Origin of the sequence: Burkholderia sp. HI2714 (genome assembly GCF_002223085.1) — a bacterium.
GTDB classification, from domain to species: Bacteria; Pseudomonadota; Gammaproteobacteria; order Burkholderiales; family Burkholderiaceae; genus Burkholderia; species Burkholderia lata_D.
The window spans coordinates 1-20,431 of sequence record NZ_NKFM01000042.1; the positions used below are offsets into that span (position 1 = coordinate 1).

General features: G+C 68.9%; 18 protein-coding genes. 17 read left to right on the forward strand and 1 reads right to left on the reverse strand.

Features of this window, described 5'->3' with window-relative positions; genetic code table 11:
• The first annotated feature begins 874 nt into the window (after positions 1–874).
• Both CFB82_RS43335 and CFB82_RS22545 read left to right on the forward strand, forming a co-directional pair.
• The gene (locus CFB82_RS43335) at positions 875–1,012 is read left to right on the forward strand and encodes a hypothetical protein (protein WP_166897302.1); all 138 of its coding nucleotides are present in this window, start codon (positions 875–877) and stop codon (positions 1,010–1,012) included.
• Positions 1,013–1,133: 121 nt separating this feature from the next.
• Complete coding sequence (locus tag CFB82_RS22545) at positions 1,134–2,780, forward strand: Nramp family divalent metal transporter (protein ID WP_089485347.1); 1,647 nt, start codon at positions 1,134–1,136, stop codon at positions 2,778–2,780.
• Between the two features lie 118 nt (positions 2,781–2,898).
• Here the strand turns inward: CFB82_RS22545 and CFB82_RS22550 are convergent, their stop codons facing one another.
• Entirely contained in the window at positions 2,899–3,804 is a 906-nt protein-coding gene (locus tag CFB82_RS22550; protein ID WP_069253006.1) for a helix-turn-helix transcriptional regulator, read from the reverse strand.
• 283 nt (positions 3,805–4,087) lie between these two features.
• Here CFB82_RS22550 and CFB82_RS22555 point away from each other — a divergent pair, with 283 nt between their 5' ends.
• From CFB82_RS22555 to asnB, 15 genes are all read left to right on the forward strand, one after another.
• The gene (locus CFB82_RS22555) at positions 4,088–4,936 is read left to right on the forward strand and encodes a helix-turn-helix transcriptional regulator (protein WP_089485348.1); all 849 of its coding nucleotides are present in this window, start codon (positions 4,088–4,090) and stop codon (positions 4,934–4,936) included.
• 234 nt (positions 4,937–5,170) lie between these two features.
• A complete protein-coding gene (sctV, locus tag CFB82_RS22560; protein WP_069252138.1) occupies positions 5,171–7,378 on the forward strand; it encodes a type III secretion system export apparatus subunit SctV in 2,208 nt (735 codons plus the stop codon).
• Positions 7,375–7,653 (forward strand): type III secretion system export apparatus subunit SctS, encoded by a 279-nt coding sequence (sctS, locus tag CFB82_RS22565; RefSeq protein ID WP_006480854.1) that lies wholly within the window; start codon positions 7,375–7,377, stop codon positions 7,651–7,653. The genes sctV and sctS overlap by 4 nt, the downstream gene beginning before the upstream one ends.
• Positions 7,653–9,695 carry a type III secretion system outer membrane ring subunit SctC gene (gene sctC, locus CFB82_RS22570; RefSeq protein WP_089485349.1) on the forward strand — a complete coding sequence of 681 codons (2,043 nt, stop codon included), beginning with the start codon at positions 7,653–7,655 and terminating at the stop codon, positions 9,693–9,695. Before sctS ends, sctC begins: the two co-directional genes overlap by 1 nt.
• Positions 9,676–11,043, forward strand: coding sequence for a type III secretion system inner membrane ring subunit SctD (gene sctD / locus CFB82_RS22575; protein WP_089485350.1), 1,368 nt, complete (start codon positions 9,676–9,678; stop codon positions 11,041–11,043). Before sctC ends, sctD begins: the two co-directional genes overlap by 20 nt.
• 141 nt (positions 11,044–11,184) lie before the next feature.
• Positions 11,185–11,397, forward strand: a complete 213-nt coding sequence (locus CFB82_RS22580) for a hypothetical protein (protein ID WP_034180511.1) — start codon at positions 11,185–11,187, stop codon at positions 11,395–11,397.
• Between the two features lie 148 nt (positions 11,398–11,545).
• Positions 11,546–12,022, forward strand: a complete 477-nt coding sequence (locus tag CFB82_RS22585; RefSeq protein ID WP_089485378.1) for a hypothetical protein — start codon at positions 11,546–11,548, stop codon at positions 12,020–12,022.
• Between the two features lie 52 nt (positions 12,023–12,074).
• Positions 12,075–12,944, forward strand: coding sequence for a type III secretion system inner membrane ring lipoprotein SctJ (gene sctJ / locus CFB82_RS22590; RefSeq protein ID WP_089448123.1), 870 nt, complete (start codon positions 12,075–12,077; stop codon positions 12,942–12,944).
• Positions 12,941–13,690 (forward strand): SctK family type III secretion system sorting platform protein, encoded by a 750-nt coding sequence (locus tag CFB82_RS22595; protein WP_089485351.1) that lies wholly within the window; start codon positions 12,941–12,943, stop codon positions 13,688–13,690. The genes sctJ and CFB82_RS22595 overlap by 4 nt, the downstream gene beginning before the upstream one ends.
• Positions 13,672–14,301 carry a type III secretion system stator protein SctL gene (gene sctL, locus CFB82_RS22600; RefSeq protein ID WP_069252133.1) on the forward strand — a complete coding sequence of 210 codons (630 nt, stop codon included), beginning with the start codon at positions 13,672–13,674 and terminating at the stop codon, positions 14,299–14,301. The genes CFB82_RS22595 and sctL overlap by 19 nt, the downstream gene beginning before the upstream one ends.
• Positions 14,298–15,674 (forward strand): type III secretion system ATPase SctN, encoded by a 1,377-nt coding sequence (gene sctN / locus CFB82_RS22605; protein ID WP_089485352.1) that lies wholly within the window; start codon positions 14,298–14,300, stop codon positions 15,672–15,674. The genes sctL and sctN overlap by 4 nt, the downstream gene beginning before the upstream one ends.
• Positions 15,667–16,344: a hypothetical protein gene (locus CFB82_RS22610; RefSeq protein ID WP_089485353.1), complete on the forward strand. Its 678-nt coding sequence runs from the start codon at positions 15,667–15,669 to the stop codon at positions 16,342–16,344. Before sctN ends, CFB82_RS22610 begins: the two co-directional genes overlap by 8 nt.
• A complete protein-coding gene (gene sctT, locus CFB82_RS22615) occupies positions 16,338–17,147 on the forward strand; it encodes a type III secretion system export apparatus subunit SctT (protein WP_089485354.1) in 810 nt (269 codons plus the stop codon). The genes CFB82_RS22610 and sctT overlap by 7 nt, the downstream gene beginning before the upstream one ends.
• A gap of 16 nt (positions 17,148–17,163) precedes the next feature.
• Positions 17,164–18,195, forward strand: coding sequence for an EscU/YscU/HrcU family type III secretion system export apparatus switch protein (locus CFB82_RS22620; RefSeq protein WP_089485355.1), 1,032 nt, complete (start codon positions 17,164–17,166; stop codon positions 18,193–18,195).
• Between the two features lie 265 nt (positions 18,196–18,460).
• Entirely contained in the window at positions 18,461–20,428 is a 1,968-nt protein-coding gene (asnB, locus tag CFB82_RS22625; RefSeq protein ID WP_089485356.1) for an asparagine synthase (glutamine-hydrolyzing), read from the forward strand.
• The last annotated feature ends 3 nt before the right edge of the window (positions 20,429–20,431 follow it).

Below are 20,431 nucleotides of genomic sequence, written 5' to 3' on the forward strand. Positions count from 1 at the left end.
GTCACGCACGGCTTCGACCACCGTCTTCCTCAGGTACGCCTGCGTCGCCTGATCCAACTTTCGGGCATCAGTTTTCGTCTTCATACCCGTATAACGCACCACGAACTATTTGGTGCACTCGTCAGTAAAAGCGGCGCACGTTGTACGGGCACCTCGGCGGCGCGTTGCGGCGCGGAATGGACAGCGAAGGCGCACGACCGGACGTGCTGCCCCGTTGTTCATACGCATCGTTCCCCCGACCGTCCCACATGCCCTGAAAGGTTGCGCCGCGTGTTTCCAGGGGCAAATCTTTCAGTGCCGCAAGGCGGGAAATTTATTTCGAGAAATGGGGTTGGGAGGGGTTGACTTCACTTTCGGGCGGTCCATAGAATCCGCCATCTTCACTCTTGGGGCCGCCGCCTTGGACGCCTGCAGTAGTCGATCTTCGAACGAAATTTCCGCCTGAGCGACCGACGTCCGCGCCTCATCGAAGCCGCCGTTTGTCTCCCAGGCAAACGGTGCGCGCAGCAGTATTCCGCAGTTACTCCCTACGTGCACCCTGATTCGCGCCGGTTAGCGTGATGCGTTTCCGCATGCGCCCGCCGGTTTCACCGCCGCCAGGCAGGCGGCCGCGTTCGCGCACGCCTTTTCAGGCATCGCGAATGCCGGCCCGCACGCCCGATGGCGGTCAACCGTGTTCTCCCGAACACCGCACAGGAGCCGCCATGAACGACAGTGACAGTTGTCCCTTATGCCCGTTGCACGCACAGACCCTTTTGAACCCGGGTCGCAGGGACAATCCGGCCGACTAGCCTGACACGTCGTTCAGGCCCCGGACTGGCCCCGCGCCCATGACGCGGCCGGCACGCCTGCCGTCGCCGCACGGAGCCAGATCATGAACTTCGGCCTTCTGCTGTCGAACCTCCCGCACGTCACGGAATCGCGCAACCACTACGACGCGATGCTGATGCTCGACGCCCGTCCGCGGGTGTTCTCCCGCCTGTTGAACCAGCTGAAAGCGTTGATCCACTGAAAGACGCACCGAGCGCGTCTCGGCATGCGCACGTGCAACCGCCTGCGGGTAGGCGCCGCGTGCGCATTCCAAGGCCACACGCTCATCGCATCGAATAACCATTAGCCGTACGGAACATATTATGTCCACGCCATCCAACGTTTCTCCACCAATCGCCGCCGAACGCAGCGCCGTGCTCGACGAAGCCCACCTGGGCGACATCCGCGGTGCGCTCGGTACGATCGCGCATCACGACACCGGCTCGCGCGGCACGTGGTGGGCGCGTCTGCGCACGCTGCTCGCGATCATCGGCCCGGGCCTCATCGTGATGGTCGGCGACAACGACGCCGGCGCATTCGGCACCTACACGCAGGCAGGGCAGAACTACGGCACGACGCTGCTGTGGACGCTGCTGCTGCTCGTGCCCGTGCTGTACGTGAACCAGGAAATGGTGCTGCGCCTCGGCGCGGTCACGGGCGTCGGCCATGCGCGCCTGATCTTCGAGCGTTTCGGCAAGTTCTGGGGCGCGTTCAGCGTGATCGACCTGTTCCTGCTCAATGCGCTCACCATCGTCACCGAGTTCATCGGCATCACGTTCGTGCTGGATTTCTTCGGGCTGCCGAAGGTAGCCGGCGTGTGCGTGGCCGCCGCGTTGACCATGGCCGCGGTGAGTACCGGGGATTTCAGGCGCTTCGAGCGGTTCGCGATCGGGCTGTGCGTGCTGAGCCTGCTGCTCGTGCCGGTGCTCGTGTCGATCCATCCGCCCGTCGCGCAGATGTCGCGCGATTTCTTCGTGCCGAACTGGCCCGCGCACGCGAAGCTGTCGGACGTGATGCTGCTCGTGATCGGCATCGTCGGCACGACCGTCGCGCCATGGCAGCTGTTCTTCCAGCAGAGCTACGTGATCGACAAGCGCATCACGCCGCGCTTCATGAAGTATGAGAAGGCCGACCTGTGGATCGGCATCGTGTTCGTGCTGATCGGCGCGGTCGCGATGATCGGGTTCAGCGCCGCCCTGTTCAACGGGCATCCGGAAGCCGGCAACTTCACCGATGCGGGCGGCATCATCGCCGGCCTCGAGAAGTATGCGGGCCGCACGAGCGCGACGCTGTTCGCGGTGGCGCTCCTCGACGCGTGCATCATCGGCGCGGCAGCCGTATCGCTGTCGACGGCCTATGCGATCGGCGACGTGTTCAAGATCCGCCACTCGCTGCACCGCGGCGTGTCCGATGCGAAGGGCTTCTATCTCGTGTATTTCGGCATCGTCGCGGCCGCTGCCACGCTCGTGCTGATTCCGGGCAGCCCGCTCGGCCTGCTGACCGAAGCCGTGCAGACGCTCGCGGGCGTGCTGCTGCCGAGCGCGACGGTGTTCCTGCTGGTGCTGTGCAATGACCGCCAGGTGCTCGGCCCGTGGGTCAACTCGACGAAGCTCAACGTGTTCACCGGCGCGGTGATCTGGGTGCTCGTGTTGCTGTCGATCATCCTCACGGCATCGGTGATGTATCCGGATATCAGCGGCGAAGCGATCGTCGACGTGCTGGTCGGCGGCACCGTGCTCGCGATCACGGGCTATATCGCCACGGTATTGATCCGCCGCAACAAGCGCGTGGTCGAGCCGGCCGTCGATCGCTCGTTGCGCGACACGTGGCGCATGCCGCCGCTCGACACGCTCGAGCCGCAGAACATGACGGTCGCGACACGAATCTGGATGGCCGTGCTGCGCGGCTATCTCGTGATCGCGGTCGGTCTCGTGATCGTCAAGGTGGTGCAGATGACGCTGCTGAAGTAACGCAGGTCGTCTTCGAGGAAGCGGCGCCGGACCCGGCACCGCGCCGCAACCCGCACATGCCGGCCTTCGTGGCCGGCATGTGCGTTTACGCGTCCGCGTGCGGCACGCCGCGCGGCCGTCAGATCAGCTCGAGCTTCGACGTCAGGTACGTGAGCTGGATCCGGTTCGCGACGCCGAAGCGCTTGCGCAGCTTGCGCAGGTGATAGTCGACGTTGTGCGCGCTGGTGTCGAGGCGCCGGCCGATCTCCTTGTCGGAGGCGCCTTCGGCGATGCCGAGCAGCAGTTCCTGCTCGAACGGCGTGAGCCCGTTCACCGCGCGCTCGCGCGACGTCGAGATCAGCTGCGGCGACGCGAACTTGTGCACCGACAGCCCGATCGACAGCGCCTGCTCGATCGTCGCCGGCGTGATCCATTCGCGCGTGCGGCGCGGCGCGGTGAAGCTCATGAACGCATGCAGCCGCGTGCCGGGCACGGCCATCGAATACATGATGCCGCTGCACATTCCGTCGTCCTGCATCGTCTGCAGGAAGCCGTCGAGCGCGGCCGGCGTCACGTGCGGGCCGTCATCGCGCTCGCGGTGTTCGCGGCGCAATTGCTGCAGGTCCCACACGATCGGCATGTTGCAGACGCGCGCGCCGAGCGTGCGCGGATCGATGTCGTGATGGTTGTGCCGCACGTAATCGCCGCGATAGGTGGCCGGCGTGAAGGCTTCGTGCAGGTACAGGCTTTCGACCCGCTCGCGCGCGAATTCGAGCGCGAAGTACGCGAACGTCGAGAAGCCCGTCAGATGCAGCAGGCTCGTGACGATCCGGTTGCGCTCGGCCGTGCTCTGCGCGTGCGCGAGCGTATCGGCGACGCCGAGCTTCGGCGCGTGCGGCTGCGTGAGCTCGCCGTGCTTGACGTCGTCGCACCAGACGACCTGTACCGGGCGCTCTCGCCGGGCGTCCGGATGCGCGTCCAGCCCGCGCGACGGACGGGGAAAGGTTGGGGCGACCGCTTCTTCATGCAATGCAATGTCGGACATGAGCCATCCCTCGGAATCGACGCGCATCGCCTGGCGGCGGCCGTATCGTGTACGGCATTCGCGGCGGTGCGATCGAGCATCGTTTTGATAGGCGTCGATCGTCATCCCTGACGAAACGCGGGGGCATTGTACAAAAATGCGTGTATCCGCGTAATATGCCGTAATACTAATGGCGGCGAAAGGTTCATATTCGCACGCATATAACGACGACCAGAAAATCATAAAGAAAAGACCAGATCGTGACGGGGCGCAGTTTCAAATATTGGGAAAGGGTGGGCTCCTCATGACACATGCTGACGGCGCACCACGCGTCGAATGGTTCTCACAAGCCGATATAACGGCTGCTGCCGCTTATTCGAGCGAATATCAGGCAATCGAACGCGACTTTTTTACCGGCATTCAAATTGCGCCCGGTAAATCCGACTTCGCACCGGTCGATTTCGCGCAATGCCATGCGCGATTGCGGCAAATCGGATTCAGCACGCTCGGTTACGGCGCGTATGAAATGATCGGGCGGCGCATCCTGTGCGCGCACCTGCTGCGCGATCTCGCCCCGGCGACGTTCATGCAGCCGTTCATCGAAGGCATGCTCTACGAAAGCGATCCGCGGTTCGCGCAGGTGCGGCAAAGCGGCTTTCCGGTCGCGTGGCGGCTCGACGAGATCGATGCGGCCGCGCAGGGCAGCGGCGACCGCAAGGTGCTGGCGCTCGCCGGCCATCTGCGCGCGCATGCGATGAACAGCGGCGTGATCTTCGGCCTGTCGGCGCCGCGCCTCGACCTGCGTGTCGCGGTGAACGTGACGTCGGAGACGCACGGCACCGACTGGATCGACGATCGCGTGATCGGCGGCGCGCTGTCGGTGAGCCTCGCCGTGCATCGCGTCGCGCTGCCGTTCCTCGAGGCGCGCATCGCGCGCATGCGCGGCTTCGCGCTCGGCGACGAGCAGCAGCAGGTGCTCGACCGGCTCGTGCACGGGCTGTCCGACCAGGAGATCGCGAGCGCGCTGCGCACGTCGCTGCACAAGGTCGGCCACCACATCCGCTCGCTCGAAAAGCTCTTCAACGTGCAGAACCGCGCGCAGCTCGCGTACCTCGCCGCACGGCGCCTGCCGTCCGACCTGACGTCGGCCTGACGCGCCCGCCGGCGGCCCGGCGCGCGATGGAAGCGGTTCCGGCGGCGCGTGCCGACATGCGCCGCCGGGTTTCGTAGTCCGATTCGATCGTCGCCGGCAAACGCGCTTTCACGCTACGAGGCGCCTCCCTTTTTCCGTCGTTCCCCGTCGCTACACTCGTCCCATTCAACGGTCCGTGCGACATGGGGCAGGGTTGCCCGTGCCGGCCGGCAATAACGACAGGACGACGGCACGATGGCAGAACCGAAGGCGCTCCCCCGCGACTGGCAGCGGTTGTTTTCCGCTGGCCGCGGCGTGTCCGGACGGCGCCTCGGGGGCGCGTCGCCACGCGCCGACCTGTTCCTCGCGACGTTCATCGTCGCCGTCGTCGCGCTGTTCATCCTGCCGCTGCCGCAGGCCGCGCTCGACGGGATGATCTCGCTGAATCTCGCTGCGAGCGTCGTGTTGCTGACGGTGTCGACCTACGTGCCGTCGGCGGTCAGCTTCTCGTCGTTTCCCGCGCTGCTGCTGTTCACGACGCTGTTCCGGCTCGCGCTGAACATCGCGTCGTGCAAGCTGATCCTGCTGCACGCGAACGCGGGTCACGTGATCGACGCGTTCGGGCGGCTCGTGGTCGGCAACAACGTCGTGGTGGGCGGCGTGGTGTTCCTCGTGATCGCGGTCGTGCAGTTCATCGTGATCGCGAAAGGCTCGGAGCGGGTGGCCGAGGTCGGCGCGCGCTTCTCGCTCGACGCGATGCCGGGCAAGCAGATGAGCATCGACGCGGACCTGCGCGCGGGCATCATCAGCGCCGACGAAGCGCGCGAACGCCGCGAGAAGCTCGAGCAGGAATCGCAGATGCACGGCGCGATGGACGGCGCGATGAAGTTCGTGAAGGGCGACGCGATCGCAGGCCTCGTGATCGCCTTCATCAACATCGTCGCGGGGATCGCGGTCGGCACGCTGATGCACGGGATGGATATCGGCGACGCGCTGCAACGTTACGCGATCCTGACGGTCGGCGACGGGATGGCGTCGCAGATCCCGTCGCTGCTCGTGTCCATCGCGGCCGGCATCGTCACGACGCGCGTCGCGACGCGCGATGCGCGGCAGCGCCAGCTCGGCGAACAGCTCGGCGAGCAACTGGGTGCGCATCCGCGCGCATTGCTGATCGCGGCGTTCGTGCTGAGCGGTTTCCTCGTCGTGCCGGGTTTTCCGAAATGGTCGTTCGCGCTGATCGCGCTCGGCCTCGGCGCGTTCGCGTTCTCGCAGCTCAGGCGCAAGACGGCCGCGCCGAGCTTCAACCTGATTCATGTCGCGGGGCGCGTCGGCGCGGCCGACGACGGCCAGCCCGCGAAGGTGTCGCATGCGGCCGGCGTCACGTCGCTGATCGCGGTGTCGCTGTCCGACGACCTGCGCACGAGCCTGAACCTCGCGCAGCTGCAGGCCGCGCTGTCGAGCGCGAAGGCGCGCGTCGACGCGGACATCGGCACGGTGTTCCCGCGCATCACGCTGAACGACGACGAAGGCGCGGCGGCCGGCACGTACCGGATCTACCTGCAGGACGTGCTCGCCGCGCAAGGCGCGCTGAAGCCGGGCTGGCTGCTGTGGGACGGTGTCGCGCCGCTGCCCGAGCGCGCGGAGCGCCAGCCGGCCGAAGCGTTCGGCCCGTTCGCGACCGCGCTGTGGATCAAGCCCGACGGTGCCGCGCCCGACGGCAAGTGGCTGTCGAGCGAAAGCGCGCTCGCCGCGCACGTCGAGCAGATCGTGCGCCAGCATGCTGACGAGCTGCTCGGCATCCAGGAGACGCAGGCGCTCGTGCACCTGGTGCGCCGCGAGCACCCGGAGCTCGTCGGCGAACTGACGCGGCTCGTGCCGCTGCAGCGCGTGACCGAGGTGTTGCGCCGGTTGCTGGCGGAACAGGTGCCGATCCGCAATTTGCGCGTGATCTTCGAGAGCCTGATCACGTGGGCGCCGAACGAGCCCGACGACGTGATCGCGCTGGTCGAACTCGTGCGTGTCGACCTGCGCCGGATGATCACCGACCGCCATGCGGGCACGACGCGCCAGCTGCGGGTCGTGCTGTTCGAGCAGAACCTGCAGGAGCGGATCGAGCGTGCGGTGATGCGCACGAAGCAGGGCAATTTTCTTGCGCTGTCGAGCGCGGTCAAGCAGGACATCGGCGAGCAGGTGCGCGCGATCGTGCAGGCCGCGCAGGCGGCCGGCCCCGGGGGCCACGGCACGGCGCAGGGCGCCGCGCGGCTCGCGGTGATGGTCGCGCTCGGCGCGCGCCGCTACGTGAAGACGATCCTGCAGCCGGTGCTGCCCGACCTCGCGGTGCTGTCGTACCAGGAGGTCGAGGAGGACGTGCAGCTGCACACGATCGGCTGGGTCAAGAATCCGCCGGACGACGGGACGGTCGGCGCGGGCGCCGACGTGCGCGTGCCGGGAGCCGTGCAATGACGAGCTCGACGATCCTCGACCTGACGCGCCAGGCGCTGATGCTCGTGCTGCTGCTGTCGCTGCCGATCGTGCTGATCGCCACCGTGACCGGCCTCGTCGTCGCGATCCTGCAGGCCGTCACGCAGGTGCAGGACGCCAATATCGGCATCGCGGTGCGGCTGATCGCCGTGATGGTCGCCCTCGTGCTGCTGTCGGGCTGGCTCGGCGGCGAAGTGCTGCGCTTCGCGCAGCAGGCGCTCGAACGCATGTTCGTTTCTTCCACAGGAGTCCTTTGATGCGTCGACGCGTCGCCTCGATCCGGTTTCAACCGCGCAGCCTGCAACGGGCCGCGCTTGCCGTGTGCGCGACCGCGCTGCTCGCGGCATCGCTGTGCATGGCGCCCGCGCAGCCCGCGCGTGCCGCGGACCTGCGCTGGCGCAACAAGCCGTTCACGATCGTCGCGAACGGCAAGAAGATCGGCGACTTCATCCGCGAACTCTCGTCGTCGCAGGGCGTGACGGCGGTGGTCGACCCGAAGGTCGACGGCGTGATCAGCGGCCGGTTCTCCGGTACGCCGCAGCAGACGCTCGATACCATCTGCTCGACCTACGGCCTGACCTGGTACTACGACGGTTCGTTCCTGTACGTCGATCCGGCCGACCAGTCGCAGACGCAGATGATCCCGATTCCGCCGAATGCGTCCGGTGAAATCGGCCGCGCGCTGCAGGCGATGCAGATCCCCGACAAGCGCTACACGCTGGTGATCAACGACCGCGCGAACAGCGTGTACGTGGCCGGCCCGCGCCGCTATGTCGAACTCGTGCGGCAGGCGGTGGGCTCGGTCGGCGATCCGTCGGCGAACGGCGCGCATGCGGATATTCGCGCGTTCCGGCTCAAGTACGGCTGGGCGTCGGATTTCACGATCAACCGCTCGGGCAAGGAAGTGACGGTGCCCGGCGTCGCGACGATCCTGCGGCGGCTGTTCGGCAAGGTGGGCGACACGGCCGCGGCGCCGTCGAGCCCGTCGCTCGGGCAGGCCGCGCGCCAGGTGAAGCTCGGCTCCGGGCTGACGATCGCGGTGCCGCGGCTCGACTTCCCCGATATCTCCGGCGGCCCGCGGCAGGGCGGCTATGGCGGTGCGGACGGCAGCACGGGCGGCGGGTTCTCGCCGTTCTCGAACAGCGGCGGCGGCGACACGCTGCCGCAGATCGTCGCCGACCCGGCCATCAACGCGGTGATCGTGCGCGACCTGCCGGAGAACATGTACCGTTACCAGTCGCTGATCAACCAGCTCGACGAGCGGCCGCGCATCGTCGAGATCAACGTGACGATCATCGACATCAACGAGGATTCGCTCGACAGCCTCGGGATCGACTGGCGCCTGCACACGACGCACGGCGACGTGCAGATCGGCAATGGCCAGAACCCGCTGAACGGCAACACGCAGTACAACGGCGTTGGGAATCCGCCGCTGACGTTCGGGATCGGCACGTCGGAAACCGGGCAGACGGGCACCTTCATGCCGACCGGCATCGCGCTGACCGCGTCGATCGGCGGGTCGCTGCGCAACTACCTGCTCACGCGCGTGAACGCGCTCGCGCAGAAGGGCCAGGCGCAACTGCGATCGAAGCCGAAGGTGCTCGCGCTCGACAACACCGAGGCGATCCTCGAGAACCTCACGCAGTTCTACGTGCAGGTGCCCGGCTACCAGGATTCGTCGCTGTACAGCGTGACGACCGGCACGAGCATCAAGGTGACGCCGATGATCGTCGACGAGGCGATCCGCAACGCGGCCGCCGTCTCGGGCAATCCGCAGAGCGTGATGATGTCGATCGACATCCAGGACGGCAACATCGTGCCGGGGCAGGCCGTGTCGAACGTGCCGGTGATCCAGCAGCGCAACATCGTTACCAAGACGATGATCGACGAAGGCAAGAGCCTGCTGATCGCGGGCTTCAACGACGACGAGGTGAGGCTGAACAAGAGCGGCGTGCCCTGGCTGTCCGACATTCCGCTGATCGGCAACCTGTTCAAGTACACCGACAAGTCGGGCAACCACATGGAGCGGTTCTACCTGTTGACGCCGCGCGTGGTGACGACCGCGTCGATGTACGCGCCGGACGGCTCGCCGGTGAACCCGGGCGCCGACGGACCGGCGAACCAGGAAGGGATGTCGATGTACCGCCCGCCGGACAACGACGTCGCGGTGCCGCTGACGCCGAAGCCGCTGCCCGGCACGAAGTTCGGGCCGCCCGCGTTGCCGCCGCCGGCTGATTCGGCGGCGCGCCCGGCGGCGACGACTGCAGGAGTCACCACGCATGTCGACGAGCATCATTGATCCGCACGGCGACGGCGCATTGCCCGGCGGCGCGGCAGGCGCAGGGGCCGGGTCGGCCGCCGCGCCCGCATCGCCGTGGAACCTGTGCTTCCTGAGCGGGCCGATGTACGGTCGCACGATGTCGCTTGCGCGCGGTGCGAACTGGGTCGGCACCGCGGCCGACTGCGAGGTGATCCTGCCCGATCGCGAGATCGGCGCGAAACAGGTGTGCCTGCAGGTCGGTGCGCTCGCGGTGACCGTGCAGAACCACGGCGGTGACGCCGGCGCGCCGGTGCTGTTCAACGACGAACCGCTCGGCGCGGGCCGCCGCTCGCTGACGCCGCAGGACGTCGTGACGGTCGGCTCGATCCGGCTCGGCATCGCGCGGCATGCGCAGGCGAGCGTCGCGCTGCCGGATGAAGCCGGCGCGCCGGACCCGGCGCGCGAGGCCGCGTGGCTCGGCTGGCTCGCGGGCGGGCTGCGCCGCCTCGGCAGCCGGCGGCTCGTGATCGCGCTGGTCGCGCTGTGGCTCGGCGTGCTGCTCGGCGCGCTCGGCTACGGCTTCGTCACCTGGTCGGGGCGCCTGCCGTGGCAGCACGAATCGGTGCTCGCGCGCACGCACCGGCTGCAGCAACTGCTGCGCGCGTACCCGGAGCTGGCCGTCGCGCCGCGCGACGACGGCGTGATCGTGTCGGGCTACGTGAGCGATCCGGCCGCGCGCGAACGCGTCGCGCAGATCGTCGCGGGCGTCGACAACGCGGCGCTCGGCAACATCTACGTGGTCAGCGACCTGGTCGCGACCGCGCAGACCTATTTCAGCGACACGGCACTGACGGTCGCGTATCTCGGCCGGGGCCGGATCGAGGTGACCGGCACGGCCGCGCGCGCGCAGATCGAGCCGCGGATCCGCAACTACATGAAGGACGCGCGTCCCGCGCTCGAAGTGGTCGATCACGTGCGCGATGCCGATCCGGCCGCGCCGCGCACGGCGACGACGCTGGGCGGGATGGCCGGGATTCCGGAGATCACGACCGTGTTCGCCGGAGATGGCGACCAGCGCTACATCGAGACGGCCGACGGCAGCCGCTATTTCGAAGGTGCGCGACTGAAGGAGGGCGCGGCGGTCGTGTCGATCGGCCCGGACGAAGTCGTGTTCGAGCGCAACGGCCAGCGCATCACGATGCCGCTCGGCGGAGCGTCGGCGACTGCGCCCGAGCCGGTGCCGGCGCCGCCCGTGGCGCCGCTCGCGAGCGGCGCGGCGGCGGGGATCGCGCAGCCGGTGCCGACGCCGTTGCCGGACGGGTCGGCGGCCGGTGCCGCGGCGGCCGACGCCTCGGCGGCACGCGCATCGAAGGAGGCGGCGCACTAGCGCCGCGACAGGTCATGCGCATCGCGCGGCGCGCGGTGCGCGCAGTACGCGGGGCGTCGCGAGCGTGCGGCGGCTCACGTCGACGGCGGAGCATGGGGCTTCCGTCGCCAGGTGGATGCAGTTCACGTAAAGGAGCGCAACATGGGTACGCAGGCAGCAGGTGGTGCAACCAACACGAACCAGGTCCAGCAGCAGGCGGACGACCTGACCAAGACGCAGCTCGAACTGACGAAGATCAACTTCCAGGTCCAGCAGTCGACCGCGACGTTCGAGACCAGCAACGCCGTGACCGCGCAGGAGGGGACGGCGAACGCCCAGGTCGCGCAACACCTGAGCTCGGCCGGCCGCGCATGACGCCGGCCGCCGGCCGCGCCGCGCGACGTCGCGCGCCGGGTCTGCCCGCGAAGGGCGCCCGGTGGCGGCCGTGCGCGTGCCGGCCGGCCCGTTCCGGGCGGGCCCGACCGATCCGGTCCGGCGTCCGCTTCTCGAGGAGGACATGAACATGTCAGTGACAGGCGTAGGCGCGTCGCCGCCGGGCGCGGCCGCGCTCGCGGGAGCCGCGCAGCAAACGGGCTCGGCGTCCGATCCGGCGCAGGTGCGCCAGTTCGATGCGCTGATGCAGCCGGGCGCATCGCCGGCCGCGCCGCCGTCTTCGTCGGGCGTCGCGATGTCGCGCGCACCGGCGGATGCGGCGCCGGCCGTGCAGATGACGCCCGCGCAGGCGAACCAGTCGTCGCTCGTCGAGCGGTTGCGCACCTACGGCAACGATCTCGACGCGCGGTACGCGAACATCGACAAGCATCGCAGCGAGATGCTGACGTCGATGGCCGACAGCCGCAGCGACCCGATGATGACGATGGTGAAGGCGATGGATTTTCAGTGGACAGCGACCACCACGATTTCGGAATACCAGTTGAGCCTGTCGGTCGCGCAGGCGGCGAACGGCTTCACGCACACGGTGCTGAAGACGCAGGAGTGATGGCGTGCGCGCGTGCCGCACGCGGCCGCGCTCACACGGAAGCGGAAAAACGATGACGACGATCGATTCGACGCCGCGCGCGCATGCGTGGCGCAGCCGGGCGGCGCGCGCGCTGCTCGCGGGGCTGCTCGTGCTGTTGGCCGGGTGCCAGAAGGAGCTGTACTCGGGCCTGTCGGAGCGCGATGCGAACCAGATGGTCGCGGTGCTCGGCGATGCGGGCATCAGCGCGTCGAAGGACAACGACGCGCGCGACACGTCGGACCGCAACGCGTGGCTCGTCAGTGTCGCGGACGGCGACATGCAGTCGGCGCTCACGGTATTGCAGGCGAACGGGCTGCCGAAGCCGAGCTACGCGAGCCTCGGCGAGCTGTTCCAGAAGCAGGGCCTCGTGTCGACGCCGGCCGAGGAACGCGTGCGCTACCTGTACGGCGTGTCGCAGGATCTGTCGCGCACGCTGCAGGACATCGAGGGCGTGGTCGTCGCGCGCGTGCAGGTCGTGATTCCGGAGAACGATCCGCTCGCGGACAAGATCAAGCCGTCGTCCGCGGCCGTGTATATCCGCTACCGGCCCGGCGTCGACCTGCGCGCGATGGCGCCGATGGTCAAGGATCTGGTCGCGCACAGCATCGAGGGGCTGCAGTACGACAACGTGTCGCTGTTCCTGCAGCCGGCCGCCGCGCGCGCGACGCGCGTGGACGGAATCGGCAGCGCGGTGACCGACATCGTGCGGCTGCGCTCGCCGCTCGGCTGGCTCGTGTTCGCGCTGATCCTGCTGACCTGCGCGGTGATCGCGCTGTCGGCGGCGCGGCGCGGGATGTTCGGCGCCCGGCTCGCGGGCCTGCTCGGTGCATCGCGCGCTGGGCACGGGGCGACCGGTTCCGGCGGCCTGCGCACGCCGGACGGCGCGCGCGACGGCGCATGAGCGATCCGCACGCGCTGCCGCCGGGCGACGGGCCGGCCGCCTCCGATGCGGCGCCGCTGCCGTGGCTGCAGCCGCTCGGGCCGCCGCCCGCGGCACGCCGCGCCGCGTTTCATGCGCTCGTCTGCGACTTCAACCTGCGGCCCGACCGCTATCTGCACGTGACGCGCGTGCCGGCCGACTGGCCCGCGCGCTACCGTTCGCCGGATGCGTTCGGCGCGGCCGGCCGCAAGCTGCTCGCGCGGCACCTGCTCGACGCGAACGGCGTGGCCGGACGGCACGACTTCGACGTGGCGAACCCGTGCGCGCGGCTCGCGCTGCTGCCGGGCGCGGCGCTCGAGCAGCTGGCCGCGTATGCGGGGCTGCTGCTGCATCGCACGTGGCTGCGCGATGCGCTGGCCGTGCGGCGCATCCGCGCCGAAGTGGCGGCGAAGCTCGGCGCCGACGCACTCGAACTCGCGCTCGAACGCGCGCCGGAATTCGGTGCGCTCGCCGACACGCTGGAGCCGTGGCGCGCCGATCCCGCCGCGTTGCCTGCCGTGATTCGCGCGCGCGGCGGGCGCCTGCTGGCGGATTTCATCGGCGTGGCGGGCGACGCGGTCGCGCGGCGCACGCGCCTGAAATTCCACCGCGCGATCGACGACGAAGCGCCGTACTGGCTGAACCGCGCACAGCGCGACCAGTTCGGCGAACTGATGTTCCTGTTTCTGATTCCCGAGAGGCTTGCGTCATGGGACTGGCTTTTCTGATCACGAGCGACAACCTGCAACTCCTGTCGGAGCGCAAGGTGCTCAAGGAGCGCGAATACGCGGCGCTGCTCGACGCGTCCGACGTGATCGCGACCGCGCACGAAGAGGCCGCGCGCATCGTCGCCGACGCGCAGCGCGAATTCGACAAGCGCCAGGCGGCCGGCTACGACGAAGGGATGCGCCGCGCGCAGCGCGAGCAGGCCGCGCAGGCGTACACGCAGGCGCTCGCCGCCGCGCGCACGATGGAGACGATGAAGGATGCGATGGCCGACATCGTCGTGAAGGCCGTGCGCGCGATCGTCGGCGAGATGAACACGCGGACGCTGTACGAGGCCGCGCTCGCGCGGATCGCGCCGCTCGTGCGCGACGAGGCGTTCCTGATCGTGCGTATCGCGCCCGGCCGCAAGGACGAAATGCGCGACGCGCTCGACGGCGCATTCGCCGGACAGTCGAACCGGCAGAAGATCCGCATCGTCGAGGATGCGCAGCTCGAACGCCACGCGTGCACGGTCGAGACGCCGTCCGGGCGCATCGACGCGAGCCTCGACCTGCAGATCGACGCATTGCGCCAGGCGATCCGCCGCGATGCGCTGAAGGGGGCCGCGCGATGAACGCGCCGCTCGACGATACGCAGCCGTTCGGCGACGACGACGGCGCGCCGTTCGATCAGGGCCGCCTCGTCGGCGAACTCGATGCGGGCCTCGCGTTCTTCTCGCCGGTGTCGGTGCAGGGCCGCGTCAATCATGCGGTCGGGCAGATCCTGAATGCGACGGGTATCCGCGCGCGGCTCGGCGAAATCTGCGAGCTGCGCACACCGAACCAGCCGACGCTGCTCGCCGAGGTGGTCGGCTTCTCGCGGCAGACGACGCTGCTCACGCCGCTCGGCGACGTGGCGGGCCTGTCGCCCGAGACGACCGTCGTGCCGTCCGGGCGCGAGCATGTGTTTCCGGTGGGGGAAGGGTTGTTCGGCCGCGTGCTCGACGGGCTCGGCCGGCCGCTCGACGATCGCGGGCCGGTGACGGGCGCCGCGTGGGTGTCGACGCAGCAGGACCCGCCGAATCCGCTCGCGCGCAAGATGATCGACACGCCGTTTCCGACCGGCGTGCGCGTGATCGACGGTCTGATGACGCTCGGCATCGGGCAGCGCGTCGGCATCTTCGCGCCGTCCGGTGTCGGCAAGAGCACGCTGCTCGGCATGATCGCGCGCGGCGCGCAGGCCGACGTGAACGTGATCGCCCTGGTGGGCGAGCGCGGCCGCGAGGTGCGCGAATTCATCGAGCACAGCCTGTCGCCCGAGGTGCGCGCGCGTTCGATCGTCGTCGTGTCGACGTCCGATCGCCCGGCGATGGAGCGCGTGAAATCCGCGCTGGTCGCCACCGCGATCGCCGAACATTTCCGCGATGCGGGCAAGCGCGTGCTGCTGCTGGTCGATTCGCTGACGCGCTTCGCGCGCGCGCAGCGCGAGGTCGGCCTCGCGAGCGGCGAGCCGCCGACGCGGCGCAGCTTCCCGCCCTCGACGTTCGCGGTGCTGCCGCGCCTGCTCGAGCGCGCGGGGCAGGGCGCGCGCGGATCGATCACCGCGCTCTACACGGTGCTCGTCGAAGGCGACGAGGAATCGGACCCGATCGCCGAGGAAGTCCGCTCGATCCTCGACGGCCATATCGTGCTGTCGCGCAAGATCGCGCTCGCGAACCGCTATCCGGCGATCGACGTGCTCGCGAGCCTGTCGCGCGTGATGCCGCTCGTCGCGAGCCGCGCGCACCAGCATGCGGCCGCGCGCGTGCGGGAACTGATCGCGAAGTACCAGGAGATCGAGCTGCTGGTGCAGATCGGCGAATATCGCGAAGGCAGCGACCGGCTCGGCGATCTGGCGCTGCGCGCGCGTGACGCGATCGGTGCGTTCTGCGCGCAGGCGTCGGACGAGGACGTGCGCTTCGACACGCTGCTCGCGAAGTTGACGAAGCTGGCGAACGATCATGTCTGAAGCCGACGACCGCCTCGTGCTCGCGACGCTCGCGCGCCTGAAGCGCGTGCGCGAGATGCGCAGCCAGATCGCGCGTGTCGCGGCCGCGCGCCAGCAGGGCATTGCCGCGCAGAGTCGGCGCGCGCTGGCGGCCGCGCAGGCGCAGCTCGCGCAGCAGGTCGCGGCAAAGGCGGCGATCCAGACGCGCCTCGCCGACGACGTGCGCGAAGCGCGTGCATTGCAGAACGCGGCGGCCGATACGCGCACCTTCGACCGGCATATCGGCACCGCGAACGCGTCGGTGAGCGAGGCCGCGCACGTGCATCGCGGTCACGAGGCAACGCTCGCCGACCTGCAGCGCGCCGCGCGCAAGGCGCAGGCCGCCGAGGACAAGCTGGAGAAAGCCGGCGAGAAGGCGCTGCACGCGCGCGCCGCGCGAGTCGAGCGCGATGCCGACGAAGTCGCGGACGGCTATGCGGTGCGGCGCTTCGCGACGGGCGGTACCTGGGCGGCCGGCGCGGGCGACGCGACCGGTCATGCGTCCACGCCGCCGGAGGCCGCCGCCGCGTTCGAGGCGGCCATGACCGAAGCGGAAACGGGCGCCGACATCGCTGCTGAAACCACCGGCGAAACCGACGCTTCCGCCGCACCCGACGATCCCGCGCCGCCCGCCGCGGAGCGCCGATGCTAGACCCGGCCTCGGGCTTCAACGACGTCGCGGGCATGCTGCGGCCGCTGCTCTACGTGATGCCGCGCCTGTTACCGATCATGTTCGTCGTGCCGGTGTTCAACGAGCAGATCGTCACGGGGCTCGTGCGCAACGGCGTCGCCGTCGTGATCGCCGCGTTCGTCGCGCCGGCGATCGACGCCGCGCAGGTGGCCGCGCTGCCGTTCCTGATGTGGTGCCTGCTCGTCGCGAAGGAGGCGATGGTCGGCATGTTGCTCGCGGGCGCGTTCAGTGCGGTGCTGTTCGCGATCCAGGGTGTCGGCTACCTGATCGATTTCCAGACCGGCAGCGGCAGCGCCGCGTTCTTCGATCCGATGGGCGGGCATGAGGGCGGCCCGACGTCTGGATTCCTGAATTTCGTCGCGATTGCGCTGTTCGTCACCGCGGGCGGGCTGCAGGTGCTCGTGCAGCTGTTCGCGCAGTCGTATGCGTGGTGGCCGATCGGCTCGCTCGGCCCCGATTTCTCGTCGATGCTGCAGACCTTCGTCGTGCGCCAGACCGACACGATCTTCGAATGGATGGTGAAGCTCGCCGCGCCGGTGACGATCGTGCTGGTGCTCGTCGAGCTCGGCATCGGCCTCGTCGGGCGCGCGGTGCCGCAGCTCAACATCTTCGTGTTCTCGCAGCCGCTGAAGAGCGCGCTCGCGCTGCTGATGATGGTGCTGTTCCTGCCGGTGGTGTACGCGTCGCTGCATGCGCTGCTGAGCCCCGACAGCGGGCTGATGGCGCTGCTGCGCGCGCTGTTCGCCGCGCACGGCGGCGGCTGAGCGCGCCGGAGCCGCGATGGCCGAAAAGAACCAGAAGCCGACCGCGAAGCGCCTGCGCGAGGCGCGCGAGAAAGGCGATGTGCCGAAGAGTGCGGAGACGATTTCGTCGGCGTTCTTCGTCGGCGTGTGCGTCGCGCTCGCGGTGGGCATCGGGTCGTTGTTCGCACGCGTGCAGGGGCTGTTCCGGCTCGTGTTCGACGCGGTGGGCGCGTCCGACCCCGCCACGCGGATCGCGGTGCTGATCGACGGCGCCGCGCGCGACTGGGCGACGCTGTCCGCGCAGATCGTCGCGGCCGGGCTGCTCGCGGGCCTGCTGGCGGGCTTCGTGCAGGTCGGCGGCGTGATGGCGTGGAGCCGCCTCGTGCCGCAGCTGTCGCGGCTCAACCCGGCCGAGGGGATGAAGAACCTGTGGTCGCTGCGCAACCTCGTCAATCTCGCGAAGATGCTGCTGAAGACGGCGCTGCTCGTCGCGACGCTCGGCTGGCTGATCGTCGAGTCGCTCGATCCGTCCGTGCAGTCGGGCTTCACGCGGCCGATCTCGATCCTCGCGCTGATCGTGAAGCTGCTGATGCTGCTGTTCGGCTGGGCCGCGCTGATCTACATCGTGATGGCATTGATCGACATCGTGCACCAGCGGCACGAATTCAACCAGAAGATGAAAATGTCGATCGACGAAGTGCGGCGCGAGCACAAGGAGGACGAAGGCGATCCGCACATCGCGGCGAAGCGCCGGCAGCTCGCGCGCGAAGTGCAGTTCGCGTCGCTGTCCGAGCGGATCGGCTATGCGTCGGTGGTCGTCCATTCGTCGCGCGTCGCGGTCGCGCTGTATTACGGCGGGATCGGCACGCTGCCGTGGGTGCTCGCGCGCGGCGAGGGCGACGCGGCCGAGCGGATCGTGCGTGCCGCGCGCGACGAACTGCGCCCGACGCTCGCGAACGTCGGCCTCGCGCAGGCGCTGTACGAGACGACGCCCGAGAACGGCACGATCCAGCCGCAACATTTCCGCGAGGTTGCGCAGTTGCTGAAATGGGCGACCGGCGCGGGCTGACGCGTGCGACGGCGGCCGCTTCGGCATGCCGCCCCTTTTTCCGTTCCGAGCACGTGCGCGGCCACGCGTTCCCGTTCGATATGGCCCCTTGAATGGTCATGCACGCGTGGTGCTTGACGTTATTTTTTTCTGCCTGGTGCGGAAGTTCACCAGTGAATTATTGCTGATTTATTTCTTCGTAATATGGCTCGACCGTCACGCCGGACGGCGGGCCGCGAGGTTGCGCCACGTGTGACGAACATGGTCAACAGGGGCAGACAAATCAATGTGCGGAATCGACGGCTTTCTGAATAGCGTCGCCTTCGATGAGGAGACAGCGCGCGGCACGCTCGCGCGGATGACGGCAAGCCTCGCGCATCGCGGGCCGGACGGGCAGGGGATCTGGGTCGACCCGGAGGCCGGCATCGCGCTCGGCCACCGGCGGCTCGCGATCGTCGACCTGTCGGTGCACGGCCGACAGCCGATGGCATCCGCGTGCGGTCGCTACGTCATGGTCTTCAACGGCGAAATCTACAACCATCGCGAACTGCGCGCGGAACTCGAGCGTGCAGGACGCGCACCGGCGTGGCGCGGCCACTCCGACAGCGAGGTGCTGATCGCGGCGATCGTCGCGTGGGGTGTCGAGGCGACGCTGCGGCGCGCGACCGGCATGTTCGCGTTCGCGCTGTGGAACCGCGCGTCGCGGGTGCTGACGCTCGCACGCGACCGGATCGGCGAGAAGCCGCTCTATTACGGCCGGATCGGCGACGCGCTGGTATTCGCGTCCGAGCTCAAGGCGCTGCGCGGCTATCCGGGCTTCGACGGCACGATCGATCGCGACGCGCTGTGCCTGTACCTGCGCCAGTCGAGCGTGCCCGCGCCTTACACGATCTATCGTGGCATCCACAAGCTGCCGCCGGGCACCTTCATCCAGTTCGAGCATGCGCGCGACACGCCGCGCGTCCGCACGTACTGGACGCTCGAACAGGCCATCGCGGATGGCCGCGCGCAGCCGTTCGAGGGCAGCGCCGACGAAGCGGTCGGCCAGCTCGACACGATCCTGCGCCAGGCGGTCGCACGCCAGATGGAAGCGGACGTGCCGCTCGGCGCATTCCTGTCGGGCGGCGTCGATTCGTCGGCGATCGTCGCGCTGATGCAGGCGCAATCGGCGGCGCCGGTCGACACGTTTACGATCGGCTTCCACGAAGCCGGCTACGACGAAGCCGGTTACGCGAAGGCGGTCGCGCGCCATCTCGGCACGCGCCATACCGAACTCTACGTGACGGCCGACCATGCGCTCGGCGTCGTGCCGAAGCTGCCGTCGATCTATGACGAGCCGTTCTCCGATGCGTCGCAGATTCCGACCTTCCTCGTGTCGGAGCTGACGCGCCGGCACGTGAAGGTGAGCCTGTCCGGCGACGGCGGCGACGAGCTGTTCGGCGGCTATACGCGCTACTTCCTGACGCCGCGCCTGTGGCGCAAGCTGCATCGCGTGCCGGCGGCGGTGCGTGCGCGGATCGCCGCCGCGTTGCATGCGTTGCGGCCCGATCACGCCGACCAGCTCGCGGCCGTCGCGCAGGGTGCGTGGGGCAGCGTGGAGGCGCGCGAATCGGCGACGCGCATCGGCGACCGCCTGCACAAGCTCGGCCACGTGATGACGGCCGAGAGCCGCATCGGGCTGTACCGGCTGCTGATGTCGTCGGTGCATCATCCGGAACGCCTCGCGCTGTCGGGGCACGAACCGCCGACGCCGCTCGACACGGTGTCCGCGTGGCCCGAGCATTTGAGCTTCGCCGAGCAGGCGATGGCGATCGATACGCTCACCTACCTGCCGACCGACATTCTCGCGAAGGTCGATCGCGCGGCGATGGCGGTCAGCCTCGAAACGCGCATGCCGTTCCTCGATCATCACGTCGTCGAATTCGCGTGGCGCGTGCCGGCGGCGGTGCGCTTGCCGGAAGGGCAGTCGAAGGCGCTGCTGCGCCGGCTGCTCGACCGGTACGTGCCGTCCGCGCTGATCGACCGGCCGAAGCAGGGCTTCTGCGCACCCGTCGACCACTGGCTGCGCGGCGCGCTGCGCGACTGGGCCGAGGCGCTGCTGCGGCCGTCGCGGCTGCGCGAGGAGGGCTTTTTCGACGCGGCGGCGGTCGACCGCCTGTGGCGGCAGCACCAGACCGGCCGGATGAACTGGCAGCACCAGCTGTGGACGGTGCTGATGTTCCAGGCATGGCTGGAGCATCAGCGCGCGGGGTGACGC

Bases quoted from the DNA above. Each gene is read 5' to 3' on its own strand.
- sctT (WP_089485354.1), top strand. From the start codon at position 16,338: ATGCTAGACCCGGCCTCGGGCTTCAACGACGTCGCGGGCATGCTGCGG.
- sctD (WP_089485350.1), top strand. From the start codon at position 9,676: ATGTCGACGAGCATCATTGATCCGCACGGCGACGGCGCATTGCCCGGC.
- CFB82_RS43335 (WP_166897302.1), top strand. From the start codon at position 875: ATGAACTTCGGCCTTCTGCTGTCGAACCTCCCGCACGTCACGGAATCG.
- CFB82_RS22595 (WP_089485351.1), top strand. From the start codon at position 12,941: ATGAGCGATCCGCACGCGCTGCCGCCGGGCGACGGGCCGGCCGCCTCC.
- CFB82_RS22585 (WP_089485378.1), top strand. From the start codon at position 11,546: ATGTCAGTGACAGGCGTAGGCGCGTCGCCGCCGGGCGCGGCCGCGCTC.
- sctS (WP_006480854.1), top strand. From the start codon at position 7,375: ATGACGAGCTCGACGATCCTCGACCTGACGCGCCAGGCGCTGATGCTC.
- CFB82_RS22620 (WP_089485355.1), top strand. From the start codon at position 17,164: ATGGCCGAAAAGAACCAGAAGCCGACCGCGAAGCGCCTGCGCGAGGCG.
- sctV (WP_069252138.1), top strand. From the start codon at position 5,171: ATGGCAGAACCGAAGGCGCTCCCCCGCGACTGGCAGCGGTTGTTTTCC.
- CFB82_RS22545 (WP_089485347.1), top strand. From the start codon at position 1,134: ATGTCCACGCCATCCAACGTTTCTCCACCAATCGCCGCCGAACGCAGC.
- sctN (WP_089485352.1), top strand. From the start codon at position 14,298: ATGAACGCGCCGCTCGACGATACGCAGCCGTTCGGCGACGACGACGGC.
- CFB82_RS22555 (WP_089485348.1), top strand. From the start codon at position 4,088: ATGACACATGCTGACGGCGCACCACGCGTCGAATGGTTCTCACAAGCC.
- CFB82_RS22550 (WP_069253006.1), bottom strand. From the start codon at position 3,804: ATGTCCGACATTGCATTGCATGAAGAAGCGGTCGCCCCAACCTTTCCC.
- asnB (WP_089485356.1), top strand. From the start codon at position 18,461: ATGTGCGGAATCGACGGCTTTCTGAATAGCGTCGCCTTCGATGAGGAG.
- CFB82_RS22610 (WP_089485353.1), top strand. From the start codon at position 15,667: ATGTCTGAAGCCGACGACCGCCTCGTGCTCGCGACGCTCGCGCGCCTG.
- CFB82_RS22580 (WP_034180511.1), top strand. From the start codon at position 11,185: ATGGGTACGCAGGCAGCAGGTGGTGCAACCAACACGAACCAGGTCCAG.
- sctL (WP_069252133.1), top strand. From the start codon at position 13,672: ATGGGACTGGCTTTTCTGATCACGAGCGACAACCTGCAACTCCTGTCG.
- sctJ (WP_089448123.1), top strand. From the start codon at position 12,075: ATGACGACGATCGATTCGACGCCGCGCGCGCATGCGTGGCGCAGCCGG.
- sctC (WP_089485349.1), top strand. From the start codon at position 7,653: ATGCGTCGACGCGTCGCCTCGATCCGGTTTCAACCGCGCAGCCTGCAA.